Genomic DNA, 20941 nt, shown 5'->3' with positions numbered 1-20941 from the left:
CCCTCGCCCGCAGATCGTTCCCACGCTCTGCGTGGGAATGCAGCCGGGACGCTCCGCGTCCCTTCCAAAGCCGAACGCGGAGCGTCCGTTGAGGGATTCCCACGCGGACGCGTTCGACGCCTCGACGTGGGAACGATCAACAGGCTAGCGGTTATCAGTGGTTTCCAACTGCCCATCCCAACCACCGCCCAGCGCCGCAATCAACTGCACGCTGGCGATCAAACGGCTCTGCAACACGTTCAACACACTGCGCTCGTTGCTCAACGCCGTGGCCTGCACCGTCACCACATCGAGATAAGCAATCACTCCGGCCTTGTACTGGTTTTCGGTCAGACGCAACGAATCCCGTGCCGCATCGAGGGCTTCCTGGCGCACGACCGCTTCGTCTTCGTACACCTTCAACTGCACCAGATAGTTTTCCACCTCGCGGAAGCCATCAAGCACGGTCTGGCGGTATTTGGCCACGGTCTGGTCGTACACCGCTTCGGTGCGGTCGACTTCGGCCGAACGGATGCCGCCGTCGAATAGCGGCAGGGTCATTTTCGGCCCTACCGACCAGAAGCGGTTCGGCAGGCTGATCAAGTTCTGCGAGGTACTGCTGCTGTAGCCACCGCTCATGCTCAGGCTGAAATCCGGGTAGTACGCAGCCTTGGCCACGCCGATGTTGGCGTTGGCGGCAATCACCGAGCGCTCCGCCGAGGCGATGTCCGGACGGCGCTCAAGCAACTGCGACGGCAGGCTCAGCGGAATCTGCGGCAGCTTGGGAATGTCCTGGGTCTCGGCAATATTGAATTCGGCCGGCGGCTGGCCGGTCAGTACCGCGATGGCGTTTTCGAACTGCGCCCGTTGCCAGATCAGGTCCACCAGATCACCCTGAGTGGTTTTCAGCTGGGTCTGCGCCTGCGCCACCGCGTCCCGCCCGGAAACCCCGGCGTTGTACTGGTTCATGGTCATTTTCAGCGAGCGCTCGTAAGCCGCCACGGTCGATTCGAGCAGGCGTTTCTGCTGATCGATCACCCGCAATTGCAGGTAGTTCTGCACCAGTTCCGACTGTTGGCTCAAACGCATCGCGGCCAGATCGGCGAAGCTCGCCTGGGCACTGGCTTCGTCGGCTTCCAGGCCACGACGCAGCTTGCCCCAGACATCGGCTTCCCAACTCACGCCCAGTTGCGCACTGTAAGTGTCACGAATACCGCTGGAGGAACTGCTCAGGCTCGAACTGCTGCTACCGGTACCCTGACTGGAACGGGTCTTGCCGGCACTCAGATCAATACTCGGATAAAACGCGCCGCGCGCACTGCGTACCAAGGCCTGGGCCTGACGGTACTGGGCTTCGGACTGGGCGACGGTCTGGTTCGAGCTGTTGAGTTTCTCGATCAGTTCGTTGAGCTGACGGTCGCCATACAGCTCCCACCAGGCGCCGCGTGCCAGGGAGTCGCTCGGGTTGGCCTGACGCCAGCCTTCGGCTTCCTTGTACTGGGCGATTTCGGCGGTCTGCGGGCGCTGGTAGTCCGGGCCGACGGCGCAGGCACTGAGCATCGCCACGCACAGCGACAGGCTCAGCAGACGCGAGCCGCGAACGGTAGCCAGATTGATAAGCGAACGGTCAGTCATAGCGGAGTTTCCAGAGCGGCATCAGTGCGCACGCCACGCCATTTGTTGAAACGATGGCGCAACTTGTCGAGATAGAGGTAAACCACAGGCGTGGTGTAAAGGGTCAGCACCTGACTGAAAATCAGCCCGCCGATGATGGTCAGGCCCAGCGGCTGGCGCATTTCCGCGCCTTCGGCCCGGCTCAGCAGCAACGGCAAGGCGCCGAGGATCGCCGCCAGCGTGGTCATCAGGATCGGCCGCAAACGTTGCAGACAGGCGCTGCGGATCGACTCCAGCGGCGCCATGCCTTGATGACGTTCCAGTTGCAGCGCCAGGTCGATCATCAGGATCGCGTTCTTCTTCACCACGCCGATCAGCAGGAACAGCCCGAGCAGCGAGATCAGGCTGAACTCGCCGCCCAGCACATAGATCGACAGCAAGGCACCGACCCCGGCCGAAGGCAGCGTCGACAGAATCGTCAGCGGATGAATGTAGCTTTCATACAGCACGCCCAGCACCAGATACACCGCCAGCAGCGCACCGAGGATCATGAACGGCTGGCTCTTCTGGGTGGCGGCGAAGGCATCGGCGGTGCCGGCCATTTTCACGATCACGTCTTCCGGCAGGCCAAGTTTGGCAATCGCCCGTTCGATGGCGGCGCTGCCCTGCTCCACCGTCACGCCTTCGGCCATGTCGAAGGAAATGCTCTCGGAAGCAAACTGGCCTTCGTGGCTGACCCGGTCGTCTTCCAGGCTGTTTTCATAGTGAGCGAAGGTCGACAGCGGAATTCGTGCACCGTCGGCGGTGATCACCTGGACCTGCTTTAGCGTCACCGGGTCCTGGGCGTATTTCGGATTGACCTCCATCACCACCTGATACTGGTTGAGGCTGTCGTAGATCGTGGAAATCTGCCGCTGGCTGTAGGCGTTGTTAAGCACCGCAGTGACTATTTCCATGTCCACGCCCAGGCGTTTGGCCTGATCGCGATCGACGATCAATGTCACCTGCTGCGCACCCGCGCCTTCGCGGGCGTCGATGGCGGTCAGCTCGGGCAAGGCCCGCAGCGCGGTGACCACTTTCGGGTACCACTCGCGCAACTCACCCAGATCACCGCTTTGCAGAATGTAACTGTACTGCGAAGTGGTCTGCTCGCGGCCGCCGCCAAATTGCAGGTCCTGGTCGGCCATCAGCATCAACTGCGCACCGGCTACCTTGGGCATTTCCTTGCGCAGGCGCTCAATGACCTTCTGCGCCGAGATATTGCGCTCCTTGATCGGTTTCAGGCGCACCAGCATGAAGGCGTTGTTGGTGCCGTTGGTGCCACCAATGAACCCGGCCACACTCTCCACCGCTTCGTCCTTGAGCACGGCGCGGCGGAAGACTTCCATTTTCGGCTGCATCACGCTGAACGACAGGCCGTCGTCACCGCGCACGAAACCGATCAACTGGCCGGTGTCCTGCTGCGGCATGAAGGTTTTCGGCACGACCACGTACAGGGCAACGTTCACCCCGACGGTGATGATCAGGCTCAGCAAGGTCAGGCGCCGATGACGCAACACCCAATCGAGGCTGGTGGCGTATTTGCCGACCATCCAGTCGTTGGTGCGGCGGCTCCAGCGTTGCAGGCGGTTTTCCTCGCCCGGCGTATGGGGTTTGAGCCAGCGGGCGCAGAGCATCGGGGTCAGCGTCAGGGAAACCACCAGCGACACCACAATGGACGCGGCCAGGGTGATGGAAAACTCGCGGAACAGGCTTTCGATGATCCCGCCCATGAACAGGATCGACAGGAACACCGCCACCAGCGAGACGTTCATCGACAGCAAGGTAAACCCGACTTCCTTGGCCCCGAGGTACGCGGCCTTCATCGGTTTGACGCCTTCGTCGATGTGCCGGGAAATGTTCTCCAGCACCACGATGGCGTCGTCCACCACCAGCCCGGTGGCGAGAATCAGCGCCATCAGCGACAGGTTGTTCAGCGAGAATCCGTAGAGGTACATCACCGCAAAGGTGCCGACCAGCGACACCGGCACCGCCAACGTCGGAATCAGGGACGCACGGAAATTGCCGAGAAACAGGAACACCACCAGAATCACCAGCGCGACGGCGATCAGCAGGGTCATTTCCGCTTCGTGCAGCGTGGCCTTGATCACCGGCGAGCGATCCATCGCCAGGTTCAGTTTGACGCTGGCCGGCAGCACCGCCTGCAACGCCGGCAACTGCGCCTTGATCTCGTTGACCGTCTCGATGATGTTGGCGCCGGCCTGGCGGTTGATCACCAGCAGCACAGCCGCGTCGTCGTTGAAGAAACCGCTGTTGTAGCGGTCTTCCACGCCGTCGCTGACCTTGGCCACGTCTTTCAGACGCAGGGCCGCGCCGCCGTTGTAGTGGATGATCAGCGATTCGTAATCCTTGGCTTTCTCCAACTGGTCGTTGGCCTGGATCTGCCACAGACGCTGGTCGTCCTCGACCGAGCCCTTGGGCCGGCGCACATTGGCTTCGGCGATAGTCTTGCGCACATCGTCCAGTGCCACGCCGTACTGGTTCAGCGCCTGGGGCTCGAGTTCGATGCGTACTGCCGGCAACGAGCTGCCGCCGATCTGTACTTCACCGACGCCCTGCACCTGGGACAGGCTCTGGGACAGGATGGTCGACGCCAGGTCATAGAGCTGGCCTTTTTCCAGCACGTCCGAGGTCAGCGACAGCACCATGATCGGTGCCTGCGACGGGTTGACCTTCTTGTAGGTCGGCATGCTGCGCATCCCGCTCGGCAGCAGGTTGCGCGAGGCGTTGATCGCCGCCTGCACTTCCCGCGCCGCGCCGTTGATATCGCGGTCGAGGTCGAATTGCAGAATCACCCGGGTCGAGCCCTGGCTGGAGCGGCTGCTCATGGTGTTGACGCCGGCGATGGCGCCGAACGAGCGCTCCAGCGGCGTGGCCACGGTAGACGCCATGACTTCCGGACTGGCGCCGGGCAGGCTGGCCTGCACCACGATCACCGGGAAGTCCATTTGCGGCAGCGGCGACACCGGCAGCAGACCGAAGCTCACACCGCCCAGCAGCATGATCGCCAGGCTCAGGAGCATGGTCGCCACCGGGCGCTTGATGAAAGGACCGGACAGGTTCATGGCTGTTCCACCGGTTCCACGGCCGAAGGAGCACGGCCCCAGCGCCGGCCGAGACGATCGAAGTACAGGTAGATCACCGGGGTGGTGAACAGCGTCAGCACCTGACTCACCAGCAACCCGCCGACCATCACCAGCCCCAGCGGTTGACGCAACTCAGCGCCGGAACCGGTAGCCAGCATCAGCGGCACCGCACCGAACAGCGCTGCCAGCGTCGTCATCAGGATCGGCCGAAAGCGTAACAGCGCCGCCTGATAGATCGCCTGCTCCGGCGCCATGCCCTGGGTGCGTTCGGCGTCGAGGGCAAAGTCGATCATCATGATCGCGTTCTTCTTCACGATACCGATCAGCAGAATGATGCCGATGATCGCGATCATCCCCAGATCATTGCCGCTGAGCAGCAACGCCAGCAAGGCCCCGACCGCCGCCGACGGCAAGGTCGACAGAATGGTGATCGGGTGAATGTAGCTCTCGTAGAGCACGCCGAGCACGATGTACATGGTCACTACCGCCGCCAGAATCAGCAGCAAGGTGCTCGACAACGACGCCTGGAACGCTTCGGCGGCGCCCTGGAACTGGGTCTGCACGCCGATCGGCATGCCGATGTCCTTCTGCACCTGTTCGATGATGTCCACCGCATGCCCCAGCGCCACGCCCGGTGCGAGGTTGAACGACATCATCACCGCCGGGAATTGGCCGATGTGGGTAATCGCCAGTTGCGCCTGCCGCTCCTCGACATGGGCCAGGCTCGACAACCGCACCTGACCACCATCGGTGGTCTTGACGTGAATCTGATCCAGCGCCTGCGGGCCGATCTTTTCTCCGGCCTGAGCCTGCAGCACCACGCGGTACTGGCTGGCCTGGGTGTAGATGGTCGAAATCTGCCGCTGGCCGAACGCGTCATACAGCGCATCGGTGATATTCGAGACCGACACGCCCAGCCGTGAAGCGGCGTCGCGGTCGATCACCAGGAACACCTGCAAGCCTTTGTCCTGCAAGTCACTGGCGACGTCGGTCAGCTCCGGGCGCTGGGCCAGTGCTTCGACCAGACGGCCGCTCCACTGACTGAGCAATTCGGAATCCGGCGACGACATGCTGAACTGATACTGGGTGCGGCTGACGCGGTCTTCGATGGTCAGGTCCTGCACCGGCTGCATGAACAGACGGATGCCCACAAGCTTGTCCAGCTGCGGCTGCAGGCGGGCAATCACTTCAGTCGCCGTCAGATCACGCTGGCCATGGGGCTTGAGGTTGATCAGCAGCCGGCCGCTGTTGAGCGTGGCGTTGTCGCCGTCGACCCCGATGTAGGACGACAGGCTTTCCACCGCCGGATCTTCCAGAATCACCTTGGCCAGCGCCTGCTGACGCTCGCCCATGGCGGCAAAGGAAATTGACTGCGGTGCTTCGGAAATGCCCTGGATCACCCCGGTGTCCTGCACCGGGAAGAAGCCCTTGGGCACCACCATGTAAAGGAACACGGTCAGGGCGAGTGTGCCGATGGCCACCAGCAGGGTCAGCGGCTGGTGCTTGAGCACCCACTGCAACTTGCGCCCGTAAGCGGCGATCATCCAGTCGATGAACGCACCACTGGCGCGGTAGAAACGGCCCTGCTCATGTGCTTCCGGCTCACGCTTGAGCAGACGCGCACACATCATCGGCGTCAGGGTCAGCGAGACCACCAGGGAAATCAGGATCGCCACCGCCAGGGTGATGGCGAATTCGCGGAACAACCGCCCCACGACGTCGGCCATGAATAGCAGCGGAATCAGTACCGCGATCAGCGACAGGGTCAGGGAAATCAGGGTGAAACCGATCTGCTTCGCGCCCTTGAGCGCAGCCTGCATCGGGCTGTCGCCCTCCTCGATGAAACGCGCGATGTTTTCCAGCATCACGATCGCGTCATCGACCACAAAACCGGTGGCGATGGTCAATGCCATCAGCGTCAGGTTATTGACCGAGAAGCCAGCGAGGTACATCACGCCGAACGTGCCGATCAACGACAGCGGCACAGCCACCGACGGAATGATCGTGGCACTGGCACGCCGCAGGAACAGGAACGTCACCATCACTACCAGCGCGATGGCGATCAGCAATTCGTGCTGCACGTCGGTGACGGAGGCGCGGATGGTCTGGGTGCGGTCGGTCAGCACGACCACGTCGAGACCGGCCGGCAGGTTGTCGGTGATGCTTGGCAGCAGCGCCTTGATCCGGTCGACCACTTCGATCACGTTGGCGCCCGGCTGACGCTGGATGTTCAGCAGAACAGCCTGATTCTGGTTGGCCCACGCTGCCAGACGCTCGTTTTCGGCGCCGTCGACGATCTGCGCGACATCCTTGAGCCGAAGCGGCGCGCCGTTGGCGTAGGCCAGGATCAGATTGGCGTAATCCTTGGGCGAGGTCAGTTGGTCGTTGGCGTCGAGCATCGACACCCGGGTCGGACCGTCGAAGTTGCCCTTGGGCTGGTTGACGTTGGACGCACTGATCAGCGTGCGCACGTCCGACAGGTTCAGGCCGTTGGCCGCGAGGGCCTCCGGGTTGACCTTGATCCGAACCGCCTGACGCTGACCGCCGGCAATGCTGACCATGCCGACGCCGCTGATCTGGGCGATCTTCTGCGCCATGCGCGTATCGACCAGGTCATTGAGTTTGGGCAGCAACATGGTTTTCGAGGTGATGGCCAGGGTCAGCACCGGGGTGTCCGCCGGGTTGACCTTGTTGTACACCGGCGGCGCGGGCAAGTCGGTCGGCAACAGGTTGGTCGCGGCGTTGATCGCGGCCTGCACCTGCTGTTCGGCGACGTCCATGTTGATGTCGAGGCTGAACCGCAGGGTCAGCACCGACGCGCCGCCGGAACTGGTCGAGGCCATTTGCGTGAGGCCCGGCATCTGCCCGAACTGGCGCTCCAGCGGCGCGGTGACGGCACTGGTCATCACGTCGGGACTGGCGCCCGGATACAGGGTCATGACGCGGATGGTCGGGTAATCGACCTGCGGCAAGGCCGAAACCGGCAGCAGGCGGTAGGCGATCAGACCGGCCAGCACGATGGCCAGCATGCTCAGCGTGGTGGCGACCGGGCGGAGGATGAACAGACGCGAAATGTTCATGCGCCCTTCTTGGCCTTGTCGGTGACGGTGGCGTCAGGCGCGGTGGCGGCGGACTTGCCTTGCAGGTGTTCGGTCGGGGTGGTCGGCACATCCTTGCTGTCGTTGACCACTTCCACTTCGCTGCCTTCCTTCAGACGGTCGGTGCCTTCCAGCACCACCCGGTCGCCGGCGGCCAGACCTTCGGTGACTACCGTGTTTTCGCCGTCGCTGGCACCGATCTTCAACTGGCGGATGGTGACTTTCTTGTCGCCGTCCAGCGCGTAAACGAAGGTACCGTTGGTGCCGAACTGGATGGCAGCCGACGGAGCCAGCACCACACCTTTCAAGGTGTCGGCCAGCAGGTGAACGTTGACGAACTGGTTGGGGAACAGCGACTGATCGCGGTTCTCGTAGCGCGCCTTGAATTTCAGGGTACCGGTGGTCACGTCGATCTGGTTGTCGAGGCTTTGCAGCACACCGGTGGCCTGCAGTTTGGTGTCGCCACGATCCCAGGCCTCCGCCGGCAGTTTGGCGCCGCTGCGGTAGCGGGCGAGCACGGTTTCCAGGCTGTTTTCCGGCAGGGTGAAAGCGACGCTGATCGGTTGGGTCTGGGTGATCACAGCCAGGGAGGTCGTGTCGTTGGCCGCCACGAGGTTGCCGACGTCGAGCTGACGCAGGCCGACGCGACCGGCAATCGGTGCGCGGATCTTGGTGAATTCGAGATTGAGCTTGGCGTCGTTGACCGCCGCCTGATTGGTTTTCACGGTGCCGAGGTATTGGCCGACCAGGGCTTCGGCGGTGTCCAGTGTCTGCTTGGCGATGCTGTCTTCCTTGTACAGGCCGCGATAGCGCTCGACATCGACCTGAGCGTTTTTCAACTGCGCCTGATTCTGCAGCAAGGTGCCTTCAGCCTGGAGCAAGGCGTTCTGGTACGGACGCGGGTCGATCTCCGCCAGCAGGTCGCCGGCCTTGACCATTTGCCCTTCCTCGAAATAAATCTTCACCAGTTCGCCACCGACCCGGCTGCGCACATTGATGGTGTTGAGCGCCGTCACCGTGCCCAGCGCCTTGTAGTACAGCGGGAAGTCCCCGGTGACCGCCGGCGCCACGCGCACCGGAATCGGCCCGGCCGCCCCGCCGAAGCCCGGACGCATCATCCCCGAACGACCGGTATGGCCGGCCTGCGCCTTCTCGCCGCCCTCCTTGTGGGCCGAACCAGCGGGCCAGAATTTCCAGCACAGACCGGCAATGACCAGCAGGACAAGCAGGCTCAGCAGCCAGCGACGGGAGTTTCGGGAAGACGATTGCATGGAGTGATTAACCATTGGGCGCGTGGGCTTCTTTTACGGGAGGCTGAACGATAAGCACTGGTGGGGATTTAGCAAAGCAGCTTTACCGGCAATTTACCTTCCACTTACGTTTCAAGGTGTGAGGCAAAACACTGATACACAAATGAAAACGGCCTGGACAGAGCCAGGCCGTTAACAATTGTAAAAGCGCTTACTTGAGAACGGACAGCGCCGCTTCGTAGTTAGGCTCTTCGGCAATTTCCTTGACCAGTTCGCTGTGCAGGACGTTGTCGTTTTCGTCCAGTACAACCACCGCACGGGCGGTCAGGCCTTTCAGCGGACCGTCAGCGATGGCCACGCCGTAGTTCTCGAGGAACTCGGTGCCGCGCAGGGTCGACAGGTTTTGTACGTTTTCCAGGCCTTCGGCGCCGCAGAAGCGAGCCTGGGCGAACGGCAGGTCAGCCGAGATGCACAGCACCACGGTGTTGCTGATGTCGTTGGCCTGAGCGTTGAACTTGCGCACGGAGGTGGCGCAGGTCGGGGTGTCGACGCTTGGGAAGATGTTCAGCACTTTGCGCTTGCCGGCGAAGTCTTTCAGGGTGACGTCGGACAGATTGCCGGCTACCAGGGAAAAGGCTGGCGCCTTGGAACCGGCTTGTGGCAGTTGGCCGTTGACTTGAACCGGGTTGCCTTTGAGCGTGACTTGAGCCATGAACGGAGTCCTTCTGAATGTTATGGGTGAGAATCTCGAGGCCGAAGTTAACCACGAAATGACGTCTGCAGCCTATGCCGATACTGAACCAACAGTGGCATGCTGTGATCAGTATCGGCGGCTCCCCATCCACTCAAGCCATCACCAAGTCAGGGGGTAATAGTATCGATTGCACTAGCCTCGGGATCATCAGCCCAGCTTTTATCAAATACGAAAGTGGCTGCGAGCAGGATCGTGCTGGACCGGATGACATCGAGATTGGTGGCCAAGGTATGCCATTCCCTGTCTTGAATACCGTTGTCTATTTCCGCAATGGCTAGAGACCCGCCAGCGAGAATAGCTCCAACATTGGCACTGTTTCCTCCGCTGTTATTTCCCTTATCAATCCTGTATTCAATTGTTTCAAATCGAACCCCTGCATCCAAGGATCGCCATTTGAAATACATTTCTCCGCGAAATGGGTGAATGCCGCCGGTTTGTGCCGTAAGCATTCTCTCTCCGGTTTGAAGCGGCTCCCGTTCGCCGGGACCTTCCTTTCCCGTTGCCGGAGTTAATGTGATATCGACAGCCTGGTACCGGGAGGCTGCGATAGCCTCCTTTAATAAAGGAACCAGTACATTTCTGGTTTGCGCAGTATCATCTTTCGGTCTGTCCGTGCTCATGACTTTCTCCATTTGCGTAGATGTTTTCAACATGTACCATCAGGAAATTTTCGGCAAACTGAAACTCGCCTGTTAAAAGTTCAACCTATATCCAGCAACGCGTTTATCCAACTGTTATAAATGACAGTTTTTTATATCATCCAAGCATATTAAGTAGCGTTTCAATAACCATTAAAAACTAGCGCCGAGGAAGCCATTTTTGAGGGGCATAGCCGGTGAATGACAGTGCTGACGTTTTGATCTATCTGTCGATTCAAGCCCGGCCCGTTCGACTAAGCCATGAATCCCCCACTAACCTGCGGAGAAACACCATGCGCTTCATGATCATTGTCAAAGCCAGCCACGATTCCGAAGCCGGCGTGATGCCCAGCGAACAGTTGCTGACCGACATGGGCAACTACAACGAAGAATTGGCCAAGGCCGGCATCCTGGTTTCAGCCGACGGTTTACACCCCAGCAGCAAAGGCGCCCGCGTACGTTTCAGTGGCGAAAAACGTAGCGTGATCGACGGCCCGTTCGCCGAGACCAAAGAGCTGATCGCCGGTTACTGGATCTGGGACGTCAAGTCCAAAGAGGAAGCTATCGAGTGGGTCAAGCGTTGCCCGAATCCCATGCCGGGCACTGAATCGGAAATCGAGATTCGCCAAGTGTTCAGCGCGGAAGATTTCGGCGCCGAGTTCACCCCGGAACTGCGCGAGCAGGAAGAACGCATACGCGAGCAAGCCAAAAAACACTGAAGCCCCGAATCGAGCGCGTCAGCATTTTCCGTAAGGCCGGTGACGACTGAGCGAGACACGAGGACTTTTCGACGCGAAACAGGTAGGGTGCGCAACATCACAATGCCACCACTGGATCGCGTCGTAGTTTTTTATGGAGTTGTCATCGCAATGAGTTGCTGGACCGTCCTTGGCCTGTCGGCTGACGCCGATGTGCGCACGATCAAACGCCAATATGCCGTCCTGCTCAAGCAGACCCGCCCCGACGACGACCCCGAGGGTTTCCAGCGGCTGCGCGATGCCTATGAGCAGGCGCTGGCGTACAAGGAATGGCAGCAGTATCACGAGCAGAATCAGGACGAAGAGCAAGAACAGGGTATTGAAGAATCCTGGGATCTGAGTGGCCTGAGCGTGATTGAGGTCGATGCCCTGCAACTGGCGACCCGTTCGCTGGATGGACTCAGCGTTGAAGAGCTGAATCATCGCCATGCCGTCACCCTCGAACAGGGTTGCGCGCACTTCTTCGAAGACACGGTGCTGCACCATTGCATTGAACACCCTGACACTTCGCAGACGCTGGTGGACTGGGCCATCCCGACCTTCTTCTGGTTCAGCGCCTGGCAACGCCTCGAGTTGGACGAGATATCGATCGACCTGTTGCTGGATCAACAACGCGCGCGCATTACGCAACCGATGAGTGATTCCCTTGAACGGGAAGACGTCGACGGATTTCTCCAGGCTTACGAGCATTGCGCGGATCACAACTGGTTGGCGATTCAGCAACATCAGGAATGGTTCAACCGGATGCTCAGCCATTTACTGCTGGATGCCCCGGTCTGGTCTCCCGAGATTTTCGAACGGGTGCGCGCCGGTCAAGGCTGGCACGGCTGCACGGGAAATCCCTGCCCTGACGGCGAATGGCAACGCCTGCTGGCTCGCCAGAATGCGCCGCTTTTCCTGGCTCACCAGCAACAACTGGCCACGGAGCCCGCCGTCACCCCCGAACACCGCGCCGCCCGCCTGCTGCTGGGCACCGGCTCGTTCAGCGCCCGTCGCGCACTGGCCCGACGCCTGCGCGAGGACGACTGGGCGCAATGCCGCAAGTTGAGTTCGGAGCTGTACGCCAATCACCCCAAGGTCTGCGCGCAGATGCCCGGCGGCACGGCGTTTTTCTGGCAAAGCTGGGAACTGAGCTTCAATGACTGGCCGACGTATGTGGGCGTTGTGCTGGCCTGCCTGATCGGTGCGTTCACCCATTACATTCCGCTGGGCCTGCGCCTCAGCGGGCTGATCAATATCGTCATGATCTCGACCGTGGTGTTCGGCGTGATCGTGGCCGGGCTCAATTGGCTGGTGCACAACGTCGCCCATCGCGTATGGCGGCTGGATGACCGGCTCAGCGCTGTTCTTTGCCCCGGATCCCTCAAAGACTCGCCGCCGTTCGGCGTGTTGCGCGACCTGGTGCCCGGCGCGTTGATGGTGGCCGGGCTCAGCTGGTTTTTCGGCCCGATTGCCGGCGGGGTGTATGCCTTGACCCTGGCGACCTTCGGACTGGTGCGGCGCTGGCGGTCCAGGCCACGGGGGTCCTGGGAAGAGAACCAACCTGCCGTGAAAGTCGGCGTGACGATCCTCGGAATCTTGGTTTTAGCCATCGTGCTCGGCGTGTTCAAAGTGGTCGCCAGCCAAGGCACGGTCAATCGCAATCAGGGCCTGCAACCCTGGACCGAACGCCTGTGCAGCCGCTTGCCGGCCACTACCGCCGAATGCAGCGCACCGGCCACCGATGAACAGTGGTACGGCAAGGAGGCGCGCCCATGACCACCAGAGTGATGTTTTGCGTCGGGATCTTCTTCGCGCTGGTGATCATGGGGCTGACGGGCGCGACCCGCCCGTTCCTTCAGCTGGACCTCTGGCTGGACGAGCGCGATGCACCGATCACCGCCCAAGCCAATGCCCTGAGCCCGGTGATTGCCTGCGTCAACCGGATCGACGTGCAATGGCGAGTGGCCTACGACCGCTACAAGAACCCTCAACCGCCCTTGCCCCGCGACCAGCGCTGGTTGAAGAGCCTCAATGATTTCGACGACAGCGACGCGTTCAATGTGCGAGACATTCAGCGCGATGTCTGCGGTCAGGGCCTCACGGAAAAACTCGATCTTCTGGCGTGGCAGCCTGAACTGGCGCGACAGGCGAACGAGTACGTCCGGGCGCTGAGTCACGTCACGACCACCATTGCCCCCACGCGTTTTTACCGAGAGGCGAGCTTCATCTCCGGATCACAACAGCCCTCCTCTGGAGAACTCGCTGCCATCGAGCGTGTGTCACAGGAGTACATCGGCGCCTCGACCGCTCTGCGGCAAAGCCTGATGTCGCTCGACGCCGCGCAACGTCCCGAACAGCTCAAGCTGATCGAGGCGCGTCTGGGCCGGGACATTCACTGGGACTTGCTGGCGTACATGATTCAGGCGCGGGAGACCATCGACGTGCTCGACGAAGCGATGAAAAACCGCACCCTGACCCCGAAGTTGCTGGCCGACACCACCGCAAAGCTGCAACAGGCGTGGAACCGTCGCGAACCCTACCTCGCGCCGCGCACGGGTGGATTCCAGAACAAGACCGATGCCGCACGGGACCTGTGGCTGCGCATCGGCGAGCCGGGGCAAAACTATCTCGAAGCATTGAACACCCTGCAAGCCGACTGGCAGAACCACGCCAAGCCCGAGCGTTTGAGCGAGGACTACTACGCCGTGACCCGCCGTTACGACGGCTTGCTCAGCCATTACAACCGCCTGGCCCGCGCCAGCTTCTGACGCAGTGCACACGCCGGATCGTCCTCAGAGGCGACCCGGCGTGCCGGTCTTACTTGGCCTTGAGCTTGAGGTAGGACTGATGCAGATCCGCCGCCCAGCCATCGATCACGCCTTTCACGTCATCGGCCTTCATCACCTGCGAATCGTTTTCCAGCGGTTTGCCGGTGCCTTTGCGCACCACCTGCGCCGCCACCTTGTTGGTGCCGCCATCGAGGAACACCGCTTCGGTCGCCAACGTGGTTTCCTGATCGCGAATGCCGCTGGCGGTGCTGACCGCTGCCGCCACCAATGCCACCGGAATCACCTCATAAGCATGCAGGCCTTCGGTCTTGCTGCTCACGGCGGTGATCGCCGCACGTACCACAATCACACCCGGCCCAGGGCCCGAGGCCAGCGGCAGGGATTTACCCAGTTCACGCTTGAGCGCCTGATCGTAATAGCTGGTGATGCCGTTAAGGGTCTGCTGCGGAATCTTCACGGTAGGTTGCGGTTTGGGATAGAGCTGGGTCGGTTCGACGTAGAAGCTGGTGAATTTGCCGATGTCGACTTTCGGGTCGATCCAGCGCATCACTTCGGCCCCCGACGGGGATTTGGCCTCCCTCAGCTGGCTGTAGTCCTTGAGGAAGCCTGAGTACTCGTCGGGTGCGACGGTTTTGCTGGAGCAACCCACCACGCCCAGCGTGGCAATGCACAGGGTGCTCATCATTACGGCTAGCTTCATGCTGTAACTCCTGTCGGAAGGCCGAATTTATTGCGTCGGGGGAGTTACAGGTATAGCTAAATTCGCGCCGTTTGCGATCAGAAACCCCAACATTGCGCAACGTCGGGTCCGGACCTTTGAAAGGTCCGGACCATCACAGGTGCTCAAGGCTTTCTTCTACCAGCTCGAAGTCTCTCCGCTGCGCAACGCCATCTCCCGCCGGCTGTTGGCCCGCATCGCCTTGATCAGCGACACCGTGCCCACCAGCAGAATCGCCGCACCGAACAGAAAATCAATGTTGTACAGCTGGAAATCCTGCACCGGCCCCACCAGCACCGTGCGCACTACGCCAATCCCCACCAGCGTGGCAAGGAAGTCGATCCCCGGCTCATCGCGGTAGAACACCAGCAGCAACGGCAGGCACAGCACCAGCAGCATCAACAGCACCACGACCTTGAACGAGCCTTTGCGCTCGACGCTGAATGCGCATTCGTGGGGGCCGTAGGCCTTGTAGTCCTCGTCGCGGATCATCGAGTTTTTCTCGTTGATGTAATCGGCGCGGTTGTACTTCTGGATCGGCGTGAAGGTGTTGGACATCTCCATCAGCGTGGTGATGTTCTTGAAGCGCAGGTCGATGCGCTCGCTACCCTTGAGGTAATACAGGACTGGCTTGTAGCCGTAGCGATAGGTGTCGAAAGGAAACTCGGTGACCCGGCCCTGGACGCTGATCGGCCGCGATTCGAGTTCGGCGAAGGCGCTCTTGTCGGTCGAGGCGAGGTTGCGGCTCAGGGGCAGGACTTTCACCTGTTCGAGGAAGATCGGCGTGACGCCAAACGACCATTGCAACGGTTCCAGGCGAAGACGCAGTTCGTTGCGGCCCAGGTCATAGCGGTTGAAGGTACGTTCGGACACCACCACCGCGCCGCTGAGCATGAACTCGCCGCGCAGGTTGTTGGTGATGCGCAGGGTCAGTTGATCCTTGCCCAGCAGCGCCGCTTCGGTGTTCGGCGGCGTGCCGCACCAGGCGGTGCTTTCGCCGACACCACCGAGCTGACCGCCACGGTTTTCGTTGAACACATAGATGTAACCGGCCCACAGCGTCACCATCAGCAGCAACGCGGTGATGCCCAGAATTTTTTTGCCCGGACTCACTGATCAGACTCCCTTCTTCGTTCCGTCGTCCAGCCGAAAACCCGCTGGCGACGGGGACTCTACCAAAAGGCCACCATCGACCCAAGGAAAAATCCCCGATTCATCAAGGTTCTAAGGGTTTCCCCTGCATCACCTGCGCCGGAACAACGGTCGCGGCTCGATCACCGAGCGCCCGTACAACACGCTCATCCCGGCCAGGCCCTTGAGCGCATCTTCGGCGGACTTGTCCTCGCGCACGGCGAAGCTGTCGAAACCGCACTGGCGCATGTGGCTCAGTTGATCGCGCAGTACATCGCCGATGGCGCGCAACTCACCTTTCCAGCCGAAGCGGCTGCGCAGCAGATAGGCCTGGCTGTAGGCGCGGCCGTCGCGAAAGCTCGGGAAGTCGAGGGCGATCAGTGGCAGCGAGCTCAGCCATGGCAGCAGGCTTTCGACGCCGTCGTCCGGGCCGAGCCAGACCGCATGGGTCGAGGGCGATTCGAGCCAGTGGGCCAGCGGCAGAATCAACATCCCGGCGCTGGGCTCTGTTTCAGGCGAGCGGATCAGCGTCCATGGATCATCGAGCACGATCCGCGCCCCACTCGCCTCCATCCGCAGCAGATTGTTCATACCGAGGCCTCCAACGCTTTCGGGTAGACCCGCTCCTTGAACGGCTCCAGTCCGATGCGCGCCACGGTATCGACGAACAATTCTTCAGCTTCGCGATAACGCACGAAGGTGCCGATGATCCGCTCGATCACCTGCGGTACTTCGGCGGCGCTGAACGACGGGCCGATGACTTTGCCCAGCGCACTGTTCTTGCCTTGCGCGCCACCGAGGGTGATCTGGTACCACTCGCTGCCGTTCTTATCGACGCCGAGAATCCCGATGTTGCCGATGTGGTGATGGCCGCAGGCGTTCATGCAGCCGGAAATATTCAGGCTGATGTCACCGACGTCGTGTAGGTAATCGAGGTTGTCGAAGCGCGCCTGAATCGCCTGGGCAATCGGGATCGACTTGGCGTTGGCCAGCGCACAGAAATCACCGCCGGGGCAGGCAATGATGTCGGTCAGCAGGCCGACGTTGGCGGCGCCCAGCCCGTGCTCTTTCGCCAGTTGCCACAGCGCGAACAGCTCGGACTTGGGCACATCCGGCAGGACGATGTTCTGCTCGTGGGCGATGCGGATTTCGCCGAAACCGAAGCGCTCGGACCAGTCAGCCACGGCCTGCATCTGCGCATCGGTGACGTCCCCCGGCGGCGAGGCCAGGCCCGGTTTGGTCGACAGCACGACGCTGGTATAGCCCGGCACTTTGTGCGGCTGAACGTTGCGAGCGACCCAACGGGCGAACGCCGGGTTGTCGGCCAGGTGCGTGCCGAAATCCAGATCGGTACCCGCCAGCGTGCGGTAGCTCGGCGGCACAAAGGCACTGGCGACGCGCTGGTATTCAGCCTCGGTCAGTTGCGCCGGGCCGTCCTTGAGGTGTTGCCATTCCTCCTCGACCTCTTTGGCGAACGCCTCGATGCCCAGCGCCTTGACCAGAATCTTGATCCGCGCCTTGTACTTGTTGTCGCGCCGGCCGTGGCGGTTGTAGACCCGCAAAACCGCCTCGACGTAAGACAGCAAGTGTTGCCACGGCAGGCCGTCGCGGATCTGCAATCCAAGGATAGGCGTGCGCCCCAGACCGCCGCCGACGATCACTCGCAGCAGCATTTGCCCGTCACGGCCGGGGTAAAGGTAGAGGCCGATGTCGTGCATCATGATCGCCGCGCGATCCTGCTTCGCCGAGCAGATGGCGATCTTGAACTTGCGCGGCAGGAACAGGAATTCCGGGTTGATCGTCGACCATTGCCGCAGGATTTCCGCCAGCGGACGCGGGTCGATCAGTTCATCTGCCGCGACCCCGGCGAAGGCTTCGGTGGTGATGTTGCGCACGCAATTGCCCGAGGTCTGGATCGCATGCATGTTGACCTGGGCCAGACGCTCGAGAATGTCCGGCACCTCGTGCAGTTCGATCCAGTTGAACTGCATGTTCTGCCGGGTGGTGAAGTGGCCGTAACCACGGTCGTAGTCCCGGGCGATGCTTGCCAGTGTGCGCATCTGTTCGGCGCTCAAGGTGCCGTAGGGAATCGCCACCCGCAGCATGTAGGCGTGCTTTTGCAGGTACAGACCGTTCTGCAGGCGCAGCGGCAGGAACTCTTCTTCGCTCAACTCCCCGGCCATGAAGCGCTCGACCTGATCGCGAAACTGCGCAACGCGCTCGAACACCAGCGCCCGGTCGTAATCATCGTACTGGTACATGCAGCGGCTACCTCATCAGTTTTGATCGCGGTCAAGAACTGTGGGAGCGGGCTTGCTCGCGAATGCGGAGTGTCAGGCAACTGACTTGTTGGCTGACACTCCGCATTCGCGAGCAAGCCCGCTCCCACAGGATTTTTCACGACTATGGACGAACGGCGCAGTGCACAACAGATTCACCTGAACGCATAAAAACCGTATCAGGACGCGGCAGATGGCCGCAGGCAGCGCCTGGATCTGATCCGCATAAATGATCAATTCCTGAGCCTGTTTTGTTTCCGGTGGGGTTTCTACAGTGCAGTTCGAGCCAGACCGGGTGGCCTGGCAAGACTTTGCAACCGTGGATGAACTGACCATGAGCACAGCAACAATCGGACAGGCTTATAACTACAAGGTCGTCCGCCAATTCGTCATCGCGACTGTTTTCTGGGGTGTCGTGGGCATGGCGATGGGGGTATGGATCGCCTCGCAACTGGTATGGCCGGACATGAATCTGGACCTGCCCTGGACCACCTTCGGCCGCTTGCGACCGTTGCACACGAGCCTGGTGATTTTCGGTTTCGCCGGCAGCGCGCAATTCGCCGCAAGCTACTACGCGGTGCAGCGCACCTGCCAGGTGCGGCTGTACTCGGACAAGCTCGCAGCGTTCACCTTCTGGGGCTGGCAATCGGTGATCGTGATCATGCTGGTCACCCTGCCGATGGGCTACACCACCACCAAGGAATACGCCGAGATCGAATTCTCCGGCGCAGTCTGGATGGCGATAGTCTGGGTCGCGTATGCCGTGGTGTTCTTCACCACCGTGGTACAGCGCAAGACCAAACACATCTACGTCGGCAACTGGTTCTTCGGCGCGTTCATCCTGGTGATCGCCATGCTGCACGTGGTCAATCACCTGTCGATTCCGGTGGACTGGTTCAAGTCCTATCCGGTGTATTCAGGCGCCACTGACGCGATGGTGCAATGGTGGTACGGCCACAACGCGGTGGGGTTCTTCCTGACCACCGGGTTCCTCGGGATGATGTACTACTTCGTGCCCAAGCAAGTGAATCGGCCGGTGTATTCGTACCGGTTGTCGATCGTGCATTTCTGGGCGCTGATCACCCTGTACATCTGGGCCGGCCCGCACCATTTGCACTACACCGCACTGCCGGACTGGGCGCAGTCGCTGGGCATGGCGATGTCGCTGATCCTGCTGGCGCCGAGCTGGGGCGGGATGATCAACGGGATGATGACCCTCTCCGGCGCGTGGCATAAATTGCGCACCGACCCGATCCTGCGCTTCCTGGTTTTGTCGCTGGCTTTCTACGGCATGTCGACCTTCGAAGGGCCGATGATGGCGATCAAGACCGTCAATGCCCTCTCCCACTACACCGACTGGACCATCGGCCACGTCCACGCCGGGGCGCTGGGCTGGGTGGCGATGATCACCTTCGGCGCAACCTATCACATGGTGCCCAAGGTGTTTGGCCGCGAGCGCATGCACAGTACGCCGCTGATCAACCTGCACTTCTGGCTGGCGACCATTGGCACGGTGTTGTACATCGCTTCGATGTGGGTCAACGGCATTACTCAGGGCCTGATGTGGCGGGCGATCAACGAGGACGGCACGCTGACCTATTCGTTCGTCGAAGCGCTGCAGGCCAGTCATCCGGGGTTCATCGTGCGCTTTGCCGGCGGGGTGTTCTTCCTCAGCGGCATGTTGCTGATGGCCTATAACGTGTGGCGCACGGTGCGGGTTGCCGACGTTGCACTCGCCCATCGTGAAGCGCAGATCGCCTGATCAAGGGAGCTGATCATGTTCGATGTTTTATTGAATGTGTTGGGCGTGGTGTTTCTGTGGCTGGCGGTTGAGTACTGCCTGCGGCACGAGACGGCCGAGAGTCTGGATGAGGCGAGTCTGACGCCGTTTGCGGATGATCCGGAGGTGGCGCGACGGGTTGAGTTGGCTACTGGTAAAACCGTGAAAGCGGTGGCGCCGGAGGTGGCGAAGCCGGGGTGGGTGAATCTTGAGATGTGAGGTGTGTCAGCCGCGCGGCCCTCACCCTAGCCCTCTCCCAGAGGGAGAGGGAACTGACCGGGTTGTACTTTCGAGTTACGCCGACCTGAAAAATCGAAGGTGAATGCAATATCAACAACGAAGAACTGCCCTTTCCCCGTGAACTGAGTTTTTGACAACCACGAAGATCTGCTCCCTTTCCCCCTCGCCCCCTTGGGGGAGAGGGTTGGGCGGGCGGCGTTCCGATGAGGGGGTAGGCTTTTGATCTTAGGTGCGGTCGCGAGGGATGAGGCTCTGCAGTTGCTGCGCGAGAAAATTCGCATCGAAGGCAAAGGTATCCGGATCCTTCAACCCATTGGTCTTGCGCCACTGCCACTCCCCACCCGGCAGCCCCACCAACGAAACACTCCCATAACGCGCTGCCGTCAGCCCCATCACCGCCAGCGAAATCTGCCCGCCACTGCCCATCACATCCGGCACGAACTCCACCGGTTTTCCGGCAATCACGATGCTCAGTTTCTCAGCCTTGAAGGTTGAGGTCTCAACCGGAGTGCTCGGCCCGAACGCCACATAAGCCTCGCGACTGACCTCCAGCAACCCCGGCGCCTGTACCGGTTCCAGCCATTGCTGAATCTGCCCGAACAACTCGGTAATCCGTGTAGCCCAGGTCGCCGATTGCGTCTCGAACAGTTGCTTCTTGTGCGCTTCGCTGTCGGCATAGTGGCGAAGCATTTCGCCCAGTTGCTGTACGTCGTCCATTGCGGTGTTCCTTCAAGGAGCGATGCTGCGGACTTCGAGCATGGCAGATGCCGGTGACGGCCGTGCAA

The 20941-nt window shown here is 61.0% G+C and carries 16 protein-coding genes; 5 read left to right on the top strand and 11 right to left on the bottom strand.

Annotated elements, in window-relative coordinates:
* Nucleotides 1-144 precede the first annotated feature (144 nt).
* The 6 genes from CAF76_RS00495 to CAF76_RS00470 all read right to left on the bottom strand — a co-directional run bounded on the left by CAF76_RS00495 (nt 145) and on the right by CAF76_RS00470 (nt 10461).
* The gene (locus tag CAF76_RS00495) at nt 145-1614 is read right to left on the bottom strand and encodes an efflux transporter outer membrane subunit (RefSeq protein ID WP_085646451.1); all 1470 of its coding nucleotides are present in this window, start codon (nt 1612-1614) and stop codon (nt 145-147) included.
* Nucleotides 1611-4718, bottom strand: coding sequence for an efflux RND transporter permease subunit (locus CAF76_RS00490; RefSeq protein WP_085646450.1), 3108 nt, complete (start codon nt 4716-4718; stop codon nt 1611-1613). Before CAF76_RS00490 ends, CAF76_RS00495 begins: the two co-directional genes overlap by 4 nt.
* Entirely contained in the window at nt 4715-7819 is a 3105-nt protein-coding gene (locus tag CAF76_RS00485; RefSeq protein ID WP_064596269.1) for an MdtB/MuxB family multidrug efflux RND transporter permease subunit, read from the bottom strand. Before CAF76_RS00485 ends, CAF76_RS00490 begins: the two co-directional genes overlap by 4 nt.
* On the bottom strand, nt 7816-9123 hold the full coding sequence (locus CAF76_RS00480; RefSeq protein ID WP_085611729.1) for an MdtA/MuxA family multidrug efflux RND transporter periplasmic adaptor subunit: 1308 nt from the start codon (nt 9121-9123) through the stop codon (nt 7816-7818). Before CAF76_RS00480 ends, CAF76_RS00485 begins: the two co-directional genes overlap by 4 nt.
* A 175-nt stretch (nt 9124-9298) precedes the next feature.
* The gene (tpx, locus tag CAF76_RS00475) at nt 9299-9799 is read right to left on the bottom strand and encodes a thiol peroxidase (protein WP_011333939.1); all 501 of its coding nucleotides are present in this window, start codon (nt 9797-9799) and stop codon (nt 9299-9301) included.
* A 149-nt stretch (nt 9800-9948) separates the two neighbouring features.
* A complete protein-coding gene (locus tag CAF76_RS00470; RefSeq protein ID WP_064596265.1) occupies nt 9949-10461 on the bottom strand; it encodes a hypothetical protein in 513 nt (170 codons plus the stop codon).
* A 311-nt stretch (nt 10462-10772) separates the two neighbouring features.
* On the opposite strand from CAF76_RS00470, the gene CAF76_RS00465 reads away from it, so the two are divergent.
* From CAF76_RS00465 to CAF76_RS00455, 3 genes are all read left to right on the top strand, one after another.
* Nucleotides 10773-11198, top strand: a complete 426-nt coding sequence (locus CAF76_RS00465; RefSeq protein ID WP_064596264.1) for a YciI family protein — start codon at nt 10773-10775, stop codon at nt 11196-11198.
* 150 nt (nt 11199-11348) lie between these two features.
* A complete protein-coding gene (locus CAF76_RS00460) occupies nt 11349-12995 on the top strand; it encodes a J domain-containing protein (protein ID WP_085646449.1) in 1647 nt (548 codons plus the stop codon).
* Nucleotides 12992-13987: a DUF3829 domain-containing protein gene (locus tag CAF76_RS00455; protein WP_085646448.1), complete on the top strand. Its 996-nt coding sequence runs from the start codon at nt 12992-12994 to the stop codon at nt 13985-13987. Before CAF76_RS00460 ends, CAF76_RS00455 begins: the two co-directional genes overlap by 4 nt.
* 49 nt (nt 13988-14036) lie before the next feature.
* Here CAF76_RS00455 and CAF76_RS00450 read toward each other — a convergent pair whose 3' ends face one another.
* From CAF76_RS00450 to CAF76_RS00435, 4 genes are all read right to left on the bottom strand, one after another.
* On the bottom strand, nt 14037-14708 hold the full coding sequence (locus CAF76_RS00450; RefSeq protein ID WP_085646447.1) for a DUF3313 domain-containing protein: 672 nt from the start codon (nt 14706-14708) through the stop codon (nt 14037-14039).
* A gap of 156 nt (nt 14709-14864) precedes the next feature.
* Nucleotides 14865-15839 carry a hypothetical protein gene (locus CAF76_RS00445; protein ID WP_064381826.1) on the bottom strand — a complete coding sequence of 325 codons (975 nt, stop codon included), beginning with the start codon at nt 15837-15839 and terminating at the stop codon, nt 14865-14867.
* 129 nt (nt 15840-15968) lie between these two features.
* Nucleotides 15969-16448 carry a DUF934 domain-containing protein gene (locus tag CAF76_RS00440; protein WP_085646446.1) on the bottom strand — a complete coding sequence of 160 codons (480 nt, stop codon included), beginning with the start codon at nt 16446-16448 and terminating at the stop codon, nt 15969-15971.
* Nucleotides 16445-18118 carry a nitrite/sulfite reductase gene (locus CAF76_RS00435; RefSeq protein WP_085646445.1) on the bottom strand — a complete coding sequence of 558 codons (1674 nt, stop codon included), beginning with the start codon at nt 18116-18118 and terminating at the stop codon, nt 16445-16447. Before CAF76_RS00435 ends, CAF76_RS00440 begins: the two co-directional genes overlap by 4 nt.
* Nucleotides 18119-18470: 352 nt before the next feature.
* On the opposite strand from CAF76_RS00435, the gene ccoN reads away from it, so the two are divergent.
* Together ccoN and CAF76_RS00420 are read left to right on the top strand one after the other, a co-directional pair.
* Nucleotides 18471-19898, top strand: a complete 1428-nt coding sequence (gene ccoN / locus CAF76_RS00425; protein WP_085646849.1) for a cytochrome-c oxidase, cbb3-type subunit I — start codon at nt 18471-18473, stop codon at nt 19896-19898.
* A 15-nt stretch (nt 19899-19913) separates the two neighbouring features.
* Nucleotides 19914-20135: a hypothetical protein gene (locus tag CAF76_RS00420; protein WP_064596255.1), complete on the top strand. Its 222-nt coding sequence runs from the start codon at nt 19914-19916 to the stop codon at nt 20133-20135.
* A 246-nt stretch (nt 20136-20381) separates the two neighbouring features.
* Here CAF76_RS00420 and CAF76_RS00415 read toward each other — a convergent pair whose 3' ends face one another.
* Nucleotides 20382-20873, bottom strand: a complete 492-nt coding sequence (locus CAF76_RS00415) for a hypothetical protein (RefSeq protein WP_085646444.1) — start codon at nt 20871-20873, stop codon at nt 20382-20384.
* Nucleotides 20874-20941: the final 68 nt, after the last annotated feature.

This window comes from Pseudomonas sp. B40(2017) (genome assembly GCF_002112855.1).
Lineage (GTDB): Bacteria > Pseudomonadota > Gammaproteobacteria > Pseudomonadales > Pseudomonadaceae > Aquipseudomonas > Aquipseudomonas pharyngis.
This window is presented reverse-complemented; position numbering and strand designations above follow the sequence as displayed.